Annotated in this window: 14 protein-coding genes; 3 read left to right on the top strand and 11 right to left on the bottom strand. The window is 66.1% G+C overall.

Annotation, left to right across the window (positions count from 1 at the left end):
* From ASF32_RS02720 to ASF32_RS02710, 3 genes are all read right to left on the bottom strand, one after another.
* A partial coding sequence (locus ASF32_RS02720) for a ferredoxin--NADP reductase (protein WP_056423195.1) occupies positions 1 to 530 on the bottom strand: 530 nt, incomplete at its 3' end.
* A 360-nt stretch (positions 531 to 890) separates the two neighbouring features.
* A complete protein-coding gene (locus ASF32_RS02715; protein ID WP_244478184.1) occupies positions 891 to 2,489 on the bottom strand; it encodes a HAMP domain-containing methyl-accepting chemotaxis protein in 1,599 nt (532 codons plus the stop codon).
* A gap of 785 nt (positions 2,490 to 3,274) precedes the next feature.
* Complete coding sequence (locus tag ASF32_RS02710) at positions 3,275 to 4,210, bottom strand: ring-cleaving dioxygenase (RefSeq protein WP_056423194.1); 936 nt, start codon at positions 4,208 to 4,210, stop codon at positions 3,275 to 3,277.
* 153 nt (positions 4,211 to 4,363) lie between these two features.
* Between ASF32_RS02710 and ASF32_RS02705 the strand changes: the two genes are divergently transcribed.
* On the top strand, positions 4,364 to 4,987 hold the full coding sequence (locus ASF32_RS02705) for an NAD(P)H-dependent oxidoreductase (protein WP_056423192.1): 624 nt from the start codon (positions 4,364 to 4,366) through the stop codon (positions 4,985 to 4,987).
* Positions 4,988 to 4,997: 10 nt separating this feature from the next.
* Here ASF32_RS02705 and ASF32_RS02700 read toward each other — a convergent pair whose 3' ends face one another.
* From ASF32_RS02700 to ileS, 6 genes are all read right to left on the bottom strand, one after another.
* Positions 4,998 to 5,594: a HupE/UreJ family protein gene (locus ASF32_RS02700; protein ID WP_056423189.1), complete on the bottom strand. Its 597-nt coding sequence runs from the start codon at positions 5,592 to 5,594 to the stop codon at positions 4,998 to 5,000.
* Positions 5,595 to 5,789: 195 nt separating this feature from the next.
* Positions 5,790 to 7,091, bottom strand: a complete 1,302-nt coding sequence (locus ASF32_RS02695) for a pitrilysin family protein (RefSeq protein ID WP_056423187.1) — start codon at positions 7,089 to 7,091, stop codon at positions 5,790 to 5,792.
* Positions 7,092 to 7,154: 63 nt separating this feature from the next.
* Positions 7,155 to 8,540 carry a pitrilysin family protein gene (locus ASF32_RS02690; protein ID WP_056423183.1) on the bottom strand — a complete coding sequence of 462 codons (1,386 nt, stop codon included), beginning with the start codon at positions 8,538 to 8,540 and terminating at the stop codon, positions 7,155 to 7,157.
* 184 nt (positions 8,541 to 8,724) lie between these two features.
* Positions 8,725 to 9,354: a hypothetical protein gene (locus ASF32_RS02685; RefSeq protein WP_056423181.1), complete on the bottom strand. Its 630-nt coding sequence runs from the start codon at positions 9,352 to 9,354 to the stop codon at positions 8,725 to 8,727.
* A gap of 209 nt (positions 9,355 to 9,563) precedes the next feature.
* Positions 9,564 to 10,064, bottom strand: coding sequence for a signal peptidase II (gene lspA / locus ASF32_RS02680; RefSeq protein ID WP_056423178.1), 501 nt, complete (start codon positions 10,062 to 10,064; stop codon positions 9,564 to 9,566).
* A 163-nt stretch (positions 10,065 to 10,227) separates the two neighbouring features.
* Positions 10,228 to 13,212 carry an isoleucine--tRNA ligase gene (ileS, locus tag ASF32_RS02675; RefSeq protein ID WP_056423175.1) on the bottom strand — a complete coding sequence of 995 codons (2,985 nt, stop codon included), beginning with the start codon at positions 13,210 to 13,212 and terminating at the stop codon, positions 10,228 to 10,230.
* Between the two features lie 474 nt (positions 13,213 to 13,686).
* Here ileS and ASF32_RS02670 point away from each other — a divergent pair, with 474 nt between their 5' ends.
* Entirely contained in the window at positions 13,687 to 13,956 is a 270-nt protein-coding gene (locus tag ASF32_RS02670; protein WP_056423171.1) for a hypothetical protein, read from the top strand.
* Between the two features lie 133 nt (positions 13,957 to 14,089).
* On the top strand, positions 14,090 to 14,338 hold the full coding sequence (locus tag ASF32_RS02665; RefSeq protein ID WP_056423169.1) for a hypothetical protein: 249 nt from the start codon (positions 14,090 to 14,092) through the stop codon (positions 14,336 to 14,338).
* A gap of 86 nt (positions 14,339 to 14,424) precedes the next feature.
* Here ASF32_RS02665 and ASF32_RS02660 read toward each other — a convergent pair whose 3' ends face one another.
* Together ASF32_RS02660 and ASF32_RS02655 are read right to left on the bottom strand one after the other, a co-directional pair.
* Positions 14,425 to 14,979: a MarR family winged helix-turn-helix transcriptional regulator gene (locus ASF32_RS02660; RefSeq protein ID WP_156467655.1), complete on the bottom strand. Its 555-nt coding sequence runs from the start codon at positions 14,977 to 14,979 to the stop codon at positions 14,425 to 14,427.
* Positions 14,980 to 15,312: 333 nt separating this feature from the next.
* Positions 15,313 to 15,702 carry a response regulator gene (locus tag ASF32_RS02655; RefSeq protein ID WP_056423399.1) on the bottom strand — a complete coding sequence of 130 codons (390 nt, stop codon included), beginning with the start codon at positions 15,700 to 15,702 and terminating at the stop codon, positions 15,313 to 15,315.
* Positions 15,703 to 15,755: the final 53 nt, after the last annotated feature.

Genomic DNA, 15,755 nt, shown 5'->3' with positions numbered 1-15,755 from the left:
TAATAGATCAGGCCGGCGGAGATGACCTCGCCGAGGAACTCGTGGTTGGGCAGGTCCTGCGTGATCGTCTCGCCATAAGCGAGTTCCGAGACCTGTCGGCAACCATGGACGAGAACGACCTTCTCGAAGCGCTCGTAGGTCTCCGGGTCCTTGATGATCGACATGAACGGCGCGAGGCCGGTGCCGGTGCCGAGGAGATAGAGGTTCTTGCCCGGCATCAAATTGTCGAGCACCAGCGTCCCGGTGGGCTTCTTGCCGACAATGATCGGGTCCCCGACCTTGAGGTGCTGGAGCCGAGAGGTCAGCGGGCCGTTCTCGACCTTGATCGAGAAGAACTCGAGCTCTTCCTCGTAATTGGCCGAGACGACGCTGTAGGCGCGCAGCAGCGGACGGCCCTCGACCTCGATTCCCATCATCACGAACTCGCCGTTGCGGAAGCGGAACGCGGGGTCACGGGTGGTGCGGAAAGAGAACAGCGTGTCGGTCCAGTGATGGACACTCAGTACACGCTCCTCGTTGAACTTGCTCATCGACGGGTCCGTCTCAAACTTCGCTTGCGAATCTCGGCCTTCAGCCGGGTCTTCTCGCACCTGCGGCACGCCCGTCAAGGCATAGCAGGCGCGCAGGCAGCGAAACCGCCAACTGTCTGGAATTGCTCTTACTTGAGGGCGGCGATGCCTCGGGCGATGCGACCTCGTCCCAATTCCTTCTCAGGATCTTGCGGGAACGCGGGTGGGAAGGGCGTTCGCGGGGCTCCCGTGTCCTCCCCGGGAGGGAGGGAGAGTGTCCGCCCAAGGCGGCGGGCTGCATCGCGACGCATGCCGCCCGCCTCATCGAGAGGCGGGCGGCGCTGATAGTCCTCGACCGGAGAAGTGCTATCGGCCCTCGGTTCAGGCAGCGCGCACCGTATGCAGGAACTTCTGCACTTCCGCGCTCAGCCGCTCCGCCTGTCGTGCGAGTTCCGACGAGGCGGTGAACACCTGGCCGGCGCCGGCGCCGGTCTCCTGCGCCGCACGGGCAACGCCGGTGATGTTGGCGCTGACCTCGCCGGTGCCGATCGAAGCTTGCGCCACCGAGCCCGCGATCTCCCGAGTCGCGGAATCCTGCTGCGCGACCGATGCGGAGATGGCGGCGGCCGTCTCGTCGATCCCGTGGATCGTCGAGGAGATCCCGTCGATGGCGCTGGCCGCCTGGCGGGTAGAGGATTGGATCGCCCCGATCTTCGCGGAGATTTCCGTCGTCGCCTTGGCGGTCTGGTTGGCGAGCTCCTTCACCTCGGAGGCCACCACCGCGAAGCCCCGGCCCGCTTCTCCGGCCCGCGCAGCTTCGATCGTCGCGTTGAGGGCGAGGAGATTGGTCTGGCCGGCGAGGTTGGAGATGAGGTTCACGACATCGCCGATGCTGGCGGCGACCTCGCGAAGTTCCGACACCGCCAGTGCGGTCTGCTCCGCCTCACGGACGGCGGCGGCGGTCATGTCCGCCGAACGTGCGACCTGACGGCCGATCTCCGCCACCGAGGCGCCGAGCTGCTCGGCCGAACCGGCCACGGCGGTGACATTGGCCGAGGCTTCCTCGGCGGCCGACAGAACCGCGCTGGACTGGGCCGACGTCTCCTCGGCGGAGGCCGTCAGCTGCGAGGCGGTAGCCTGCATTTCGGTAGCCGCAGCGGACACCATGCTCACGATCCCGCCGACCGCCGCCTCGAACTCGTCGGCCAGGGCATGCATGCCGGCCTTGCGCTCCGCCTCCGCGACGCCGCGCAGGTGCTCGGTTTCGACCTCGAGAGCGCGGTTGCGGATCATGCCGTCCTTGAACACCTGCACCGCCGACGCCATGGCGCCGAGCTCGTCCGTGCGCGTCCGGTCCGGGATCGCAACCTCGACATCGCCTGCTGCCAGCCGGTTCATCGCGTCCGTCATTCCGCGTATCGGCCGGGCGACCGCGATCATCGAGAAGAGGGCCGAGCCGGCCTGGAGGAGGATCGCTACACCACCGATCACGAGGCCCAGAAGGGTGGCGGTTTCTACGGCACCGGTGGACGACAGCCGCGCCTCGTCCGTAAAGCGCTGGGCATTGGACAGCGATTGCTCAATGGCGACAATGGCCTTCCTGCGGGCGCCATTCCGCTGTTCCCCCGTCGACGCCAGGGCCGCCTCGTCGATCCTCTTGCGACCCTGGTCGTACGTAATGGTGGCTGCCGACTTGAGGGCGAGTTCCGTGAACTGCGCCAGCCCAGCATCGATGTCCTTGAGGACGTCGGGCTTCAGGGCGATACGGATCGGTGCCTTGAGGCCTTCATGGGCTGAATCGAAGCTCGTCCTGATACGGCCGACGGCCTCCTTGTAGGCCTCTTCCGTTTCGGACAGGCGCGCGTCGCGGAAGGCGACCTGAATCTGGGACAGGCCGAGCTGCGCGTTCTTGATGCCGTCGAGGATCGTCTGCTCTCGGCCGACGGCTTCGATAGAGCTCGTGATCCGCTGGTTTCCCATCCACTGATTAGCGACCAATCCGACCGCCATTAGAATGCCAAGGCCTGAGAAAAACCCCAATTTCTTCGCGATCGACAACTTGAACATCGTTCAGCCTGAGTTCCGATGGGATGGGAGAATGTCGGAGGCCTTTTCACTGCTCTTGCCGACGGGAGGTTTCGCCTCCGGTGTGCGTTATCGCCAATACGGGCTAAATATTTCTTAATTCGATCTCCTTTTCAGGCGAGTACTGTTTTTGATAGAATTACTCAGATAAATTAGACTAAAACGATAGCTCGATGCTCTTTTCGCCGGGATCCTACCCCCGACTCGAGACACGGTCCTTCCGGGAAAAGGGGGATTGTGCTCACCGGTGTGATATAGCCGTCGGTAACCTGCCAGGATCGCCGACAGAGCTGGACCGATCAGCTTGATGGAGTTGATTTGGGAGGTTTGGTAATCATCGCTGAGCGTTGCGGATGCTTGTCGATCTGATGGAGCGGACGCACAGAGCCTTCCATTGGTTGCTTCCCTCGAACAGAATCACGCTGACAAAGTGAGTGCTGGTGACTTGGTTCGGGCGAAAAATGACGGCGGCGCGGGCAATCGACGCCCGTTCCCGGTTTCGTCGTCTGACGTAAGTAGTTCGCATTGGCCAGCCAAAGCTTCACCTCGCTCTGGCTTCTGAACGGTCACCGGTTCGAGGACGCAGAACCGATGACCACTTTTGCTGAACCTGCTAGCCGAAACCGGTCCGCGCCGGGGCTCGTCTCATGCCGAACCTGCTCGGGGTAGTCGTCTTGCGGTCAGAGAGGCTTCAGCCCGGCTTCGATCTCAGCGCGGCGTCCTTCGAGGAAGGGCGGCAAGGACAGGCGCTCGCCCAGGGTCTCCAGCGGCTCGTCGGCGGTGAAGCCCGGACCGTCGGTGGCGATCTCGAACAGGATGCCGTTGGGCTCGCGGAAGTACAGGCTTTTGAAATAGTAGCGGTCTACCGGGCCGCTGGAAGGCATGCGGCGCTGTTTCAGCCTGTCGGCCCAACCTGCGTAGTCCGCATCGGGGACGCGGAAGGCGACGTGGTGGACCGCCCCCGCTCCCTGGCGCGCGGGCGGCAGGCCGGGTTGGGCGATGAGGTGAAGCTCCGCACCGGCGCCACCGTCCCCCATCTGCCAGACGCGGACTTCGCCTTCCGGTAATTCATAGGTGCGGGATTGGCTCATCCCCAGCACGTCGGCCAGAACCGCCTCGGTCGCCTCGATCCGCGCAAGGCTGAGGCGGATCGGCCCCAGACCACGGATCTGCCGCTCCACCGGCACCGGGCTGGCGGGCCAGGGATGGGCATCTCCCGCGCCACCGTCATCCACCAGCATCAGGCGCTGGCCTTCCCGATCCTCGAAATCCAGGGTGAGGCGACCGTCGCGCAGGACGGGCTCCTCGTGGATCACGCCGTCTCGCGCGAGATGCTCGCGCCACCAGGCGATCGTGCCCTCCCCCGAGACGCGGAACGCCGTCCGGACGATGCTGTCGGTGCCCCGGCGCTCGGGTGGCGCCGGCCAGTCGAAGAAGGTCATGTCGGTGCCGGGTGCGGCGACGCCGTCGGCGTAGAACAGGTGGTAGGCCGAGACATCGTCCTGATTCACCGTCTTCTTCACGAGCCTCAGCCCGAGGCTCCGCGTGTAGAAGGCCGCATTGTCGGCGGCCCGCGCGGTGATGGCGGTGAGGTGATGAAGTCCGGTGAGGTGCATCAGCCTGTCCTTCGAATGACGAGGGAAAGCTGACATGGGTCATCCGACGCCGGAATGCGATGCCCCTGCGTACCATCCGCGAAGGGAGCGTGCCCCTAGGCCGGGGCGGAATGCGCGATAGATCCCTCGCTCACCGACCATCGGAGTTTCCGCATGCCCCACCTGCTCTACGTCGAAGCGTCACCGCGCAAGGAACGCTCGGCGTCGATCGAGGTCGCCCGCGCCTTCCTCGATGCCTGGCGTGCGACGCATCCGGAGGGCAAAGTGGACATGCTCGATGTCTGGAACACGGCGCTTCCGGACTTCGACGGGGAAGCGCTGGCGGGCAAGTACGCGGCCCTGGCGGGCGAAACCTTGAGCCCCGCACAGGAGGAGGCCTGGGTGGCGATCCGCGCCCTTGCGGACAGGTTTCGCGCGGCGGACCTGATCCTGTTCGCGGTGCCGATGTGGAACTACACCATCCCCTACAAGCTCAAGCACTTGTTTGATCTGGTCTCCCAGAAAGACCTTCTCTTCACCTTCGACGAGCGCGGCCAGAACGGGATGCTCGATGCCACGGCCGTCGTCATCAATGCGCGCGGCGTCGCCATCGGCGCGGATTTCCCGGCCGAGATCTACGACCATCAATCGACCTACATGGCTACTTGGCTGCGCATGGTCGGCATCACCGACGTCCACCAGATCGCCGTCGAGAAGGGATTGATGGGAGCCGATCTCGACCGGCAATCCCGTGACGAGGCCCGCGCCAAAGCCGAAGCCCTGGCGCGAAGGCTGTAGGGCTACGCTTTCAGAAAGCGCCGGCCAGGAGGCCGAGACCGGCGGCCGCGAAGGCTGCGCCGGCGACACGTAGCGCCGGACGGCCATTCTGCTCACCGAGGCGGCCCATGCCGAGGCCGAGACCGAGACCCACGGCGTGGAGCAGGGCGGTGGCAGCGACGAAGCCGGCGCCGTAGGCAAGGCCCGAGGCCGCCTCCGGCATCTCGGCACCGTGGGCATGGCCGTGGAACACCGCGAAGACGCCCACGAGCGCCATGGCGGCCGCGACCGGCATCGTCAGGCGCAGGGCGACGGCGGCACCGAGCACGGCGACGGACAGGGCGATGGCGGTCTCCACATGCGGAAGCACCACGCCGGACGCACCGAGCGCGCCGCCCACCACCATCATGCCGATGAACGACAGCGGGACGAGAAGGATCGCGCGGCCGCCGACCTGCGCGGCGACGAGGCCCACCGCCACCATGGCGAGCATATGGTCGAGGCCGGTGAGCGGATGGAGGAAGCCATGGGCGAGCCCCGACGCATCGCCCTGCCCGGTATGCGCCAGGGCGGGACCGGCCATGATGCCGAATGCCAGACCCGGCAGAATTCGAACGAAACGCGTCATCCCTACTCTCCCCGAAGCCCCGAAGGCCATCACCCGTCCTGAATGCAGGACGTGATCGGTCCTGGCAACGGTCGTGCCGACGCGACGGCGGGCAGAATCAGGTAGACTTGGCAGGACGGTGACGTCCCCCGATGCGTGGGGCGCGAAAGGCATCCGATCCGGAGCTCGGCCGACACGCCGCGAAGCATGCGAATCCTACAGGAAATCGGTGGGCCGCCCCGCCGCCACAACGAGCATCCTGCCGTCGGCGAAGGTGCGAGCGCCGGCGCGGCGGATATCCGCCTGGGTTACGTTCGTCACCATTTCGTTGCGGCGGGCGAAGTAATCCATCCCCAGCCCTTCGAAGGAGATCTGCACGAGCTGATGCGCGATCTTGGTCGAGGTGTCGAAGCCGAGCGCATAGGAGCCGGTGAGATAATCCTTGGCCTTCTGTAGCTCTTCGTCGGACGGACCGTCGCTGATGAGCCGGCCGATCTCGTCGCCGATCACCGACAGCGCTTCACCGACGCGCTCGTTCTTGGTGGCCGTGTAGCCCCAGGTCATGGCGCTGGCGCGGTGGCTGACGAGGGAGGTGCCCACGGAATAGGCCAGCCCCCGCTTCTCGCGCACTTCCTGGAACAGGCGTGAAGTGAAAGAGCCGCCGCCCAGAATATGGTTGAGCACATAGGCGGGGATGAAATCCGGGTCCTTCCACGGCACGCCGCCCATGCCGAAGCGCAGGACCGATTGCGGCACGTCGATATCGACGACGACGCGGCGACCGAGCTGGCCGACCTGCGTCTGCAGCACGGCATTCAACGGTCCGGCCTCGTCGAGGACACCGAAAGCGCGGTTGAGGGCATCGGCCAGACGGTCGGAATCGATGGCGCCGACGGCGGCCACCTTGAGTCCACCGCGGCCGATGAGTTGCCGATGCATCGCCACGAGGTCGTCACGGGTGATGGCCGCGATGCTCTCCGGGGTGCCGGAGGACGGCCGGGCATAAGGATGGCCGACATAGGCCTCGGCGAAGAAACGGCGTGAGGCCATCACGCCCGGATCGTTCTGCTGGTAGCGCAGGCCGGCGAGGGTCTGGGCACGGACCCGCTCGATGGCGTCAGCATCGAAGCGCGGCTTGGCCAGCGCGAGGGCCAGGAGATCGATGGCCTCGTCGGCGTGCTTGACCAGCATCTTCAGGGAGCCGCCCACCGCATCGGCGCCGGCATGGAACGACAATTCGATGGCCCGCGCGGCCAGCCGCTCCTGGAAGGCGTCGGAGGACAGATCGCCTGCGCCCTCGTCGAGGAGGCGTGCCAGCATCTGAGCGACGCCGCCCTTGCCCTCGGGATCCTGCGCGGCACCGCCCTCAAAGGTGAATGCCAGGGCAATCATCGGCACCACGGGCGATTCCACGTGCCAGGCTTCGATCCCGGCGGCGGCGGCCACCGGAAGCGCCACCGTGGGAGCGTCCGCGCCGCGGGCGGTGGTATCGACCAGATTGGCTTCGACCGAGTTCATGAGAACCTCATTCTTTTTCTGGGCGCCCGGGCCGGCATCAGCGGGATCGCGCGAGGGCTCGCCTCACGCAGCGGCCGCGTCGGGATCGCGCGTCTTCGTCAGGTATCCGGTCACGGAGCGGGCGGGGATTAGGTAGCGCTCTGCGACGGCGGCGAGCCGGGCCTGCGTGACCCCCTCGATATCCGAGGGCCAGCGACGGACCTCCTCGATGCTCTCGCCGATCGCGAGGGCCGAGCCGTAGATTCGGGCCAGCGAGGATTGGCTGTCGGAAGAATAGACTGTCTCGGCCACGAGCCGGGTCTTGGCCCGCTCGATCGCCTCCGGGCCCAGGGCTTCGGAGGGAACACGGCGCAGGACGCGGTCGACCTCCTCCTCCAGCCGCTCCAGGCTGACGCCCTCGGCCGGGATGGCGTAGACCGAGAAGCGGGTGTCATCGATGGCCGAGCCCATGTACCAGGCACCGGCATTCACGGCGACGCCGAGTTCCATCACCAGCTTGCGGTAGAGGAACGAGGTCGAGCCGCCGCCCATCACCTCGGCCAGGAGTTCCAGGGCATGGCACTCGCCGTCGCGGGCGGTCATGCAGGACGGGGTGAGGTAGAGGCGCTGCAGGGTGGGCTGCTCCACCTTCGGATCGGCGACGCTGAGGCGGCGCAGGGCGCGGGGCTCCGGCTCCTTGGCGCGGACCCGAACCGGTCGCGATCCGCGCGGCGTCACGAGGCCGTAGGTATCGTCGGCAAGGCGGCGGACCTCATCGGGCGTCACGTCGCCGGCGACGACGAGGATCGCGTTCTCGGGGGTGTAGAAGCGGTTGTAGTAATCCAAAGCGTGGGTGCGGTTGAGATCCTCGATCTCGTGCATCCAGCCGATGATCGGCGTGCCGTAGGGGTGATGCACGAACAGCGAGGCAGCCATGGCCTCCGAGAGCTGCGCCGACGGATCGGTCTCGACCCGCATGCGGCGCTCTTCCAGCACCACGTCGCGCTCGGGCGCCACGACGGAATCTTCGAGGACGAGACCGGTCATGCGGTCGGCCTCGAACTCCATCATGGTCTTGAGATGGTCGCGGGCGACGCGCTGGAAATAGGCGGTGTAATCGTAGGAGGTGAAGGCGTTCTCCTGCCCGCCGAGGCCGGAGACGGCCTGCGAGAACGCGCCGACCGGGTGCTTCTCGGTGCCCTTGAACATGAGGTGTTCGAGGAAATGCGCGATGCCGGACTGCCCGATCGGATCATCGGCAGAACCGTTGCGGTACCACACCATGTGGGTCACCACCGGGGCGCGGTGATCGGGCACCACCACGACGTCGAGGCCGTTATCGAGGGCGAAGGCGGAGACTTCGGGACCACCTGCCTCGGACCGGCCGAAGGGCGCGGCCTCGGCCCGGCCCGCATGGCCGTAGCGGCGGTTGAGCGAGAACCCGGGCGTATCCTTCCGCAGCAGATGCATCGTCTTTTCCTTGATACGTCGGCCACACGTGACCGCCCGTCATGAGCGCAATGCCTCTTGCGCACTCCTCGGATGCCGTGAGCCCGAGGAACGAAGTCAGGGCAAATCCCGTACCGACACCGGCCGGGCGTTAGCCTCGCCCTCTCGAAGAGCCGGACCAGGCAGGTCCGAGATTCGAACGCGCCTAACGCCCCCGGATGTAGGCACCCGGATCGGCTTCTTCACGCTCGCGCGAGGGATTGTTGATCGGGTCGCTGTTGTTCCGGGCGACCGCCTTCGGAGCCTTGCGGTATCCGTTCGGCGGATCGGTCAGCGTATCGCGATCGGGCTCGACGAGAATCGGCTCGGCCTTCTCCTCGCGCTTGCCGAAAATGTCGAAGGGGCTCCAGATCGAAGACGAAGCACCGTCGCTTTCGGGACGACCCGGCTCGGTACGCACGCTCGCGTCGGCACGGCGACCACCCCGCATCTCGTCGAGCGAGAGCGTCATGTTGTTGTCGTCCATCCGCCCCTGTGCCCCGCGGGAGATCGGCTTCCTCGCGTCGGCGAGTTCGCGCTCGCGTTGGACGATCTCGGGATCCTTGGGCCATTGCGGCGTGGCGCTGGCGGCGCGCGGCGGCGGCAGCGCCTTGCCGTCGAGCTTGGGCGGCATCACCAGGGGCGCCCGCTCACGGTAGGTGATGGCCGGCTTATCGGCCTCGATCAGGCCCATGCTGCTCAGGGTGTCGCGCATGAACACGCCCTGCTGCGCCTGCGCGCCACTCGCGGCGAGGAGTCCGGTAAGGCCCAGGATGAACCCACGATGCCCGATCATGCTGCCCCCAAATTACGCTGGCTCGCAGATTGCGCCAGCTCGAATGCGTGCCTGCCCGGAAGGCACCGGCGTTCGTTGGTCGATGCCGATCCTGCCCTCGTGGCCTGACGGCGGTTTCAGGCGATCGTATGGCGCCTTGACCGCAGCGCACCAGCCTCACGGAGATAAGGATCCGTATTGTGGTTTACGGAACACAGCCACGCGAATCTTCAGGCCTCGCCGGGCGAGGCCCCGTCGCGAGGGCGCCGGACCGGGATCAGGCTGTCGATGAGGAGGCCGACTACACCGGCGACGATGGCCGCATCGGCGATGTTGAAGACGTACCAGGACCATGCTCCTGCATGGAGATGGACGAAGTCGAACACCGCGCCGTAGGCCGCACGGTCGATGGCGTTGCCGATCGCCCCGCCCGCGATGAGGCCGAGGGCGGCGGCCAGGAGTGCCGACGAGGCACGGCGCATCCAGGCGATCATCCCGATCGAGGCCGCCACGGAGACTGCCACCAGGATCCAGCGACCTAGGCCGCCATCCTGCTGGAACAGGCCGTAGGAAATCCCGCGATTCCACACGACCACGAAATCCACGAAGGCGGTCAGGTGCCAGGGCTGCGTCAGCACCAGGTCGGTGCCGAAATAGAGCCAGAGCTTGGAAGCCTGATCGAGGACGAGGGTGGTCAGGAGGACGACGAGGCCAAGGCGGAAGGAGGTCATGGCCACACTCGTCCCTTTCCCACTCGCGAGCGAGGTCGGCCCTCGCCTGAGCTTGGGTCAGGTGAGGGACGCGCCGCGTCGCTCGGAGACGGCGCCCGCTCCTCCGGTCGCTTCATGACCGGCCTCCCCCGGAAAAGAGGGATGGCCGCCCGGCCCATTCGGATCACGCCGCCCCCGCCCCGCCATGGACGGCGTCCCACTCGCGCAACGCCTGGGCATCGCGCGGCGTCACGTCCGGATAGGCGGGATCGGACCCGACAGTCTCCGAGACCCGCCACGACCGGGCGCATTTGCGTCCCTGGGCAAATCCTGGGACCAACGCCACGCCCCGCACGTCATCGAGCCGGAAAGCGTCGGCCGGCCCCTCGCCCGCCTCGATGGTGATGCCGGAGGTGATGCAGACTTCCGAGAAGTCGATTCCGTCGAGGGCCGTGAGCAGGTCGAGATCGGCGATGAACACGGTCGGCGCCGCCTCGAGACTCGCTCCGATGCGCTTGGCTGCGCGCTCGATTTCCAGGGCGCCGGTGACGACCCGGCGGACGCGGCGGATCTTCTGCCAGCGCTGAGCCAATGCGTCGTCGCGCCAGGACGTCGGCGTTTCGGGCAGGGTCTCGAGATGGACCGAACCGACGGCTGACGGATAGCGATCGAGCCAGGCCTCTTCCGCCGTAAAGGCGAGCACGGGCGCGAGCCAGATCGTCACCCGGCGGAAGGTTTCGTCGATCACCTGCAGGGAGGCACGGCGGACCTGCGACGAGATCGGGTCGCAATAGAGCGCGTCCTTTCTCACGTCGAAATAGAAGGCCGAGAGATCGCCGGTCATGAATCCGTTGAGCAGGGCTACCACGCGCTTGGTGTCGAAGCTGGCGTAGGCCTCGCGGATCTCACCGTCGAGCTCGCAGAGGCGATGCAGGATGAGCCGCTCGAGTTCGGGCAGCTCGGCATGGGGCACGGCCGGCCCGGCCTCGAAATGCGCCAGCGAGCCGAGCATCCAGCGAAGCGAGTTGCGCAGCTTGCGGTAGGTCTCGGCGAAAGTCTTGATGATCTCGGGGCCGATGCGCAGGTCGTCGGCATAGTCCGAGGCCGCGACCCAGAGACGAAGGATATCGGCACCGGAATCCTTGATGACGCTTTGCGGCGCCACGACGTTGCCCTTGGATTTCGACATCTTCAGCCCCTTGGGGTCGAGGACGAACCCGTGGGTGAGGACGATGTCGTAGGGCGCGCGTCCCCTGGTCCCGCTCGATTCGAGCAGCGAGGACTGGAACCAGCCGCGATGCTGATCGGAGCCTTCGAGATACATCACCGTGTCGAGGCCGCCGTCGCGCTTACGCACGACACCCGACAGGCCGGGAAACATCTCAGGGTCGTCGAGCACGAAAGCATGCGTCGAGCCGGAATCGAACCACACGTCGAGGACGTCGGTCACCTTCTCGTACTCGGCCGGATCGTAATCGGGGGCTAGGAAGCGAGCGCCGTCGGCATCGGTGAACCAGGCATCCGCCCCTTCCGCCTTGAAGGCTGCCGCGATGCGGGCATTCACCGCCTCGTCGCGCAGGACCTCGCTGGTGCCCCGCTTGACGAAGACGGTGATCGGCACGCCCCAGGCGCGCTGGCGCGACACCACCCAGTCCGGGCGGTTGGCGACCATGCCGTTGATGCGGTTCTTGCCCTGGGTGGGCACCCATTGTGTCTCGTCGATGGCCTTCAGCGCCACGTCGCGCAGTGTCTTCTCGCCGAGCGCCTCCACCGGCCTATCGAGGGCGATGAACCATTGCGGCGTGTTGCGGAAGATCACCGGCTTCTTTGAGCGCCAGGAATGCGGATAGCTGTGCTTGAGCGTGCCGCGCGCGACCAGGGAGCCGGCCTCCGTCAATGCAGCGATGACCGCCTTGTTGGCGTCTCCTTTGTCGCCCTTCGGAGTCAGAACGAGTTTTCCCGTGAAACCGGGCGCCTCTTCGGTGAGCGCCCCGTCGGCATCGACGGTGTAGGGGATACGGGTCTCGATGCCGCGCTGGGCAAGGGCCCGGCCATTGGCCGTCCAGACCTCGAAATCCTCGCGGCCATGGCCCGGCGCCGTATGGACGAAGCCGGTGCCGGCCTCGTCTGTGACGTGGTCGCCGTCGAGGAGGGGTACCGCGAAATCGTAGCCGGGGACGTGCCCGGCGAGCGGATGCGAGAGGGTGAGGCCGCCAAGCTCAGCGGCCGTGACGTCCCTGACACGCTCGAACTTCTCCACGCGGGCCGAGGTAAAGACCCCGGCGGCCAAGCTATCGGCCAGGATATAGCTGTCGCCGGTCTTGGCCCAATTCTCTTCGGCGGCCTGAGTCACCCGGTAGAGCCCGTAGGCGACGCGCTTCGAATAAGCGACGGCGCGGTTGCCCGGCATCGTCCAGGGGGTCGTGGTCCAGATCACGATCCGCGAAGCGGCCAGGTCATCGGACGCCCCTGCGGTGAGCCGGAACGCCGCGAAGATCGTGTCGCTGACATGGTCCTCGTACTCGACCTCGGCCTCGGCGAGGGCGGTCTTTTCCACCACCGACCACATCACCGGCTTCGAGCCGCGATAGAGTTGCCCGGTCATGGCGAAGGCCATGAGTTCACGGGCGATGGCGGCTTCCGCCGGAAACGCCATGGTCGCGTAGGGATGCTCCCAGTCGCCGGTGACGCCCAGGCGCTTGAACTCGGCGCGCTGCACGTCGAGCCAATGCGCGGCGAATGTCCGGCACTCCTGGCGGAACTCGATGACCGGAACGTCGTCTTTGTTACGGCCCTTGGCACGGTACTGTTCTTCGATCTTCCACTCGATCGGCAGGCCGTGGCAGTCCCATCCCGGAACGTAATTGGCGTCGTAGCCGAGGGCGCCTTGGCTGCGGACGATGACGTCCTTCAGGATCTTGTTGAGCGCCGTGCCGATATGGATGTTGCCGTTGGCATAGGGCGGCCCATCATGGAGCACGAATTTCGGCCGGCCGGCCGCCTTCACGCGGATCTGGCCATACAGGTCGATGGCGGCCCAACGCTCCAGCAGGTGAGGCTCGCGCACCGGCAATCCGGCCCGCATGGGGAACTCGGTCTTGGGCAGGAACAGGGTCTGCGAATAGTCGCGGGCGGGCAGGCCGGCGTCGGTGGCTGTCGAATCGGTCATGGAATCTTCTGCGAAACGGTGCGCTGATCTTCAAGACGGTCGGCATTGGGCCGATGTCGGCGAACGGAGGCGGTGCGACCGCCCTCCCGGCTCCCGCTCGGGCCGCCGCAGCGGCCTTCAGGCGGAGGCCGGGCTCGTAATTCGAAGGCGGCTCGCGCCGCGCGGGACGTCAAGAACGCGCATTCCCGGCTTCTAGCAGCGCCGGACGGCAGAAACCAGCAGCGGTGCGAGAGTCAACGGGCAATCGCTTGAAGCCATCCCAATGCGCCTCTCATCTCCTCTTCCTGGACCCGGTCCACCATGGAACCGCGAGCGCCCGGCGGGATCGATGCCACCTTTTCGAAGCTCGGCCGTTATCAGTCTATGCGTGACGGCGCGCCGTCCTTGTCGAGGACGGTGCCGATCCGAACGCTCGAAGCCGAACCGGCCGCGAACATGCGGCCGGTTTAGGAACGAAAGAGAAGGAAAGCCGTCATGAAGAAGGCATTGCTTGCTGCCACCCTCGTCCTATCCGCCTTCGCGCTGTCGGGCGCGGCCGAGGCCCAGGGTCTTCCCGGTGGTGTCCGTCGCGGCGCGGCCGAGGGTGACCGGGTCGGAGGACCGATCGGTGGCATCGTGGGTGGCGCGGTCGGCGGCGCAGTCGGGACCGTCAACGGCGCCCTCGGGATCGATCCGGGTCGCAGGGCCTACCGGACGCGCATGAATTCGCGTCGCCACTACCGCCACCACCACCACCGCCGCTGAGGCGAATCCGAACCGGCCTTCCCGCGACAGGGAAGGCCGGCGGGCTTCTCTGCAACGCTCGCCATTGGTTTAAGAGTGTCTTTATGGAGGTGTGGCAACGTCGGTCCGGCCTTACCGAGGGACCGTCTGCGAAATGGCAAAATGGATTCCGCTGACGGCCCTTTTCGGTCTCGTCTGCCTCATGGTGATCCCGACACCAGGCGTCATCGGTATTCTAATCGGGAGCGCCTGCGCCCTCGCCATCATCGTCAGCGCCATCGTCATGATGATAGACCGGCTTGCCGGACGTCTCGCGCGCCGGTTGGAGCGCCGCAAGCTGCGGCGCGCGCCCAAGCCTAGGCTGGGTGTCCACGCGAACTCGGGCATCGCCAGAAAAATCTGAGGGCGCTCCTCAGTTCGGCACGCGCAGGTTTCCACCCCAGTGACGCGTCACCGATTCGCTGACCGAAGAGTAGAATCCCATAAGGTTCAGTCGAGGCGGTCGGCCTGGATCGGCACGACCAGCGCATCGGGCTCGTCGTCGTCGAGTTCGATATCCGAGTCTCCGTCGACCTCGTGTCCGGTGACGCCGGACACGTCGGCGAGGTTGCGAGCAGCCTTGCGCAAGAGCTTACGCAGGCGACGCCGCTCCTTGCCGTCGAAACCGTCGAGCATTTCAGCTTCGACATCGTCCCAGATGCGCTCGATGGCCTCCGCCTTGGCGAGGCCCGTATCGGTAAGGCGCACGCGCACGACGCGACCATCCCCGGCTTCTGCACGACGCTCGACGAAACCGAGGGCCGCGAGGCGCGAGATCGTCTTGGAGGCGGTGGGCGGACGAACCCTCAAAGTGGCGGCCAGATCTCCCATGGTCATGGTTCCGGCAACAGCCAGTGCCTGCACTACCTGTTCCTGTCCGGCGAATAGATCGAGGGCGGCCAAGCGGTCGCCGACTCTGGAACGATGCAGCCGCGCGGCCTGAACCAGGGCCCAGCCGACACTCTTCGAACCGGGAGGACGGATACGCTTGTCGGACTTGCCCATCGTCTGCTCGCTATCCCTATCGGCCTCGCCGAGCTTGCCTGTTTCGGATTTGTCCATTGCGGACTTGCCCGAGGGTGAGGCCTTGCCGGACGACACCGTCCCTCGCTGATCAGCCGAAACCATCGCCGCCCGACTCCACACTTGCAGACAGCCACGCTCTTCCCGCACGGCCAGATGGCACAGGCGGGATCAGCGGGCTATTTGGGCGCATGTGGCGTCCGGCTCGTGAAGCTGGGATGACAGTCGGCTTAAATTCGCGCCAAATCGACGGTCGGCAAAGGACTCTTCGCCGACCGGCTCCGTGCTGAGGAGGTCCGAACCTATGCGGAGGCCTCAGCAGGGCATCAGGCTCCTGATCTGCTGAAGGATGTCCTCTCCGGTGCAAGGCCTGGAGATGAAGCGGGCGCCTGCGGGAATCCGCTCCGGATCAGGCGCGGCGCGGCCAGACACGATCACGATCGGCAAAGTCGGCCGGGCCTCCGACACCGCGTTGGCGAGTTCGAACCCGTTGACCTTGCCCGACAATTCCACATCCGTGATCAGCCCGCAGATATCGGGCCGGGCCTGCAGGATGCCGAGGGCGCGCTCCGCAGACGCGCATTGCACCGTCTCATAGCCGCCATCCTCGAGGACATCCCCGAGGTCCATGATCGTCAGGGCTTCATCCTCGACGAGGAGGATCACCGGCCTGTCGTCGTCCGAGCGCGTCGTCTCATTCACCACGATGCCCACCCTTCACCGTTTGACCCAACCTGATCCAACGATAAACATCCGTT

Source organism: Methylobacterium sp. Leaf91 (assembly GCF_001422815.1).
GTDB lineage: Bacteria > Pseudomonadota > Alphaproteobacteria > Rhizobiales > Beijerinckiaceae > Methylobacterium.
Note: the sequence above shows the minus strand (reverse complement) of the source record. Positions and strands in the feature narration are given on the sequence as shown.

Coding starts and splice junctions, on each gene's coding strand:
- ASF32_RS02715 (WP_244478184.1), bottom strand. CDS start 2,489: ATGGGAAACCAGCGGATCACGAGCTCTATCGAAGCCGTCGGCCGAGAG.
- ASF32_RS02710 (WP_056423194.1), bottom strand. CDS start 4,210: ATGCACCTCACCGGACTTCATCACCTCACCGCCATCACCGCGCGGGCC.
- ASF32_RS02705 (WP_056423192.1), top strand. CDS start 4,364: ATGCCCCACCTGCTCTACGTCGAAGCGTCACCGCGCAAGGAACGCTCG.
- ASF32_RS02700 (WP_056423189.1), bottom strand. CDS start 5,594: ATGACGCGTTTCGTTCGAATTCTGCCGGGTCTGGCATTCGGCATCATG.
- ASF32_RS02695 (WP_056423187.1), bottom strand. CDS start 7,091: ATGAACTCGGTCGAAGCCAATCTGGTCGATACCACCGCCCGCGGCGCG.
- ASF32_RS02690 (WP_056423183.1), bottom strand. CDS start 8,540: ATGCATCTGCTGCGGAAGGATACGCCCGGGTTCTCGCTCAACCGCCGC.
- ASF32_RS02685 (WP_056423181.1), bottom strand. CDS start 9,354: ATGATCGGGCATCGTGGGTTCATCCTGGGCCTTACCGGACTCCTCGCC.
- lspA (WP_056423178.1), bottom strand. CDS start 10,064: ATGACCTCCTTCCGCCTTGGCCTCGTCGTCCTCCTGACCACCCTCGTC.
- ileS (WP_056423175.1), bottom strand. CDS start 13,212: ATGACCGATTCGACAGCCACCGACGCCGGCCTGCCCGCCCGCGACTAT.
- ASF32_RS02670 (WP_056423171.1), top strand. CDS start 13,687: ATGAAGAAGGCATTGCTTGCTGCCACCCTCGTCCTATCCGCCTTCGCG.
- ASF32_RS02665 (WP_056423169.1), top strand. CDS start 14,090: ATGGCAAAATGGATTCCGCTGACGGCCCTTTTCGGTCTCGTCTGCCTC.
- ASF32_RS02660 (WP_156467655.1), bottom strand. CDS start 14,979: ATGGGCAAGTCCGACAAGCGTATCCGTCCTCCCGGTTCGAAGAGTGTC.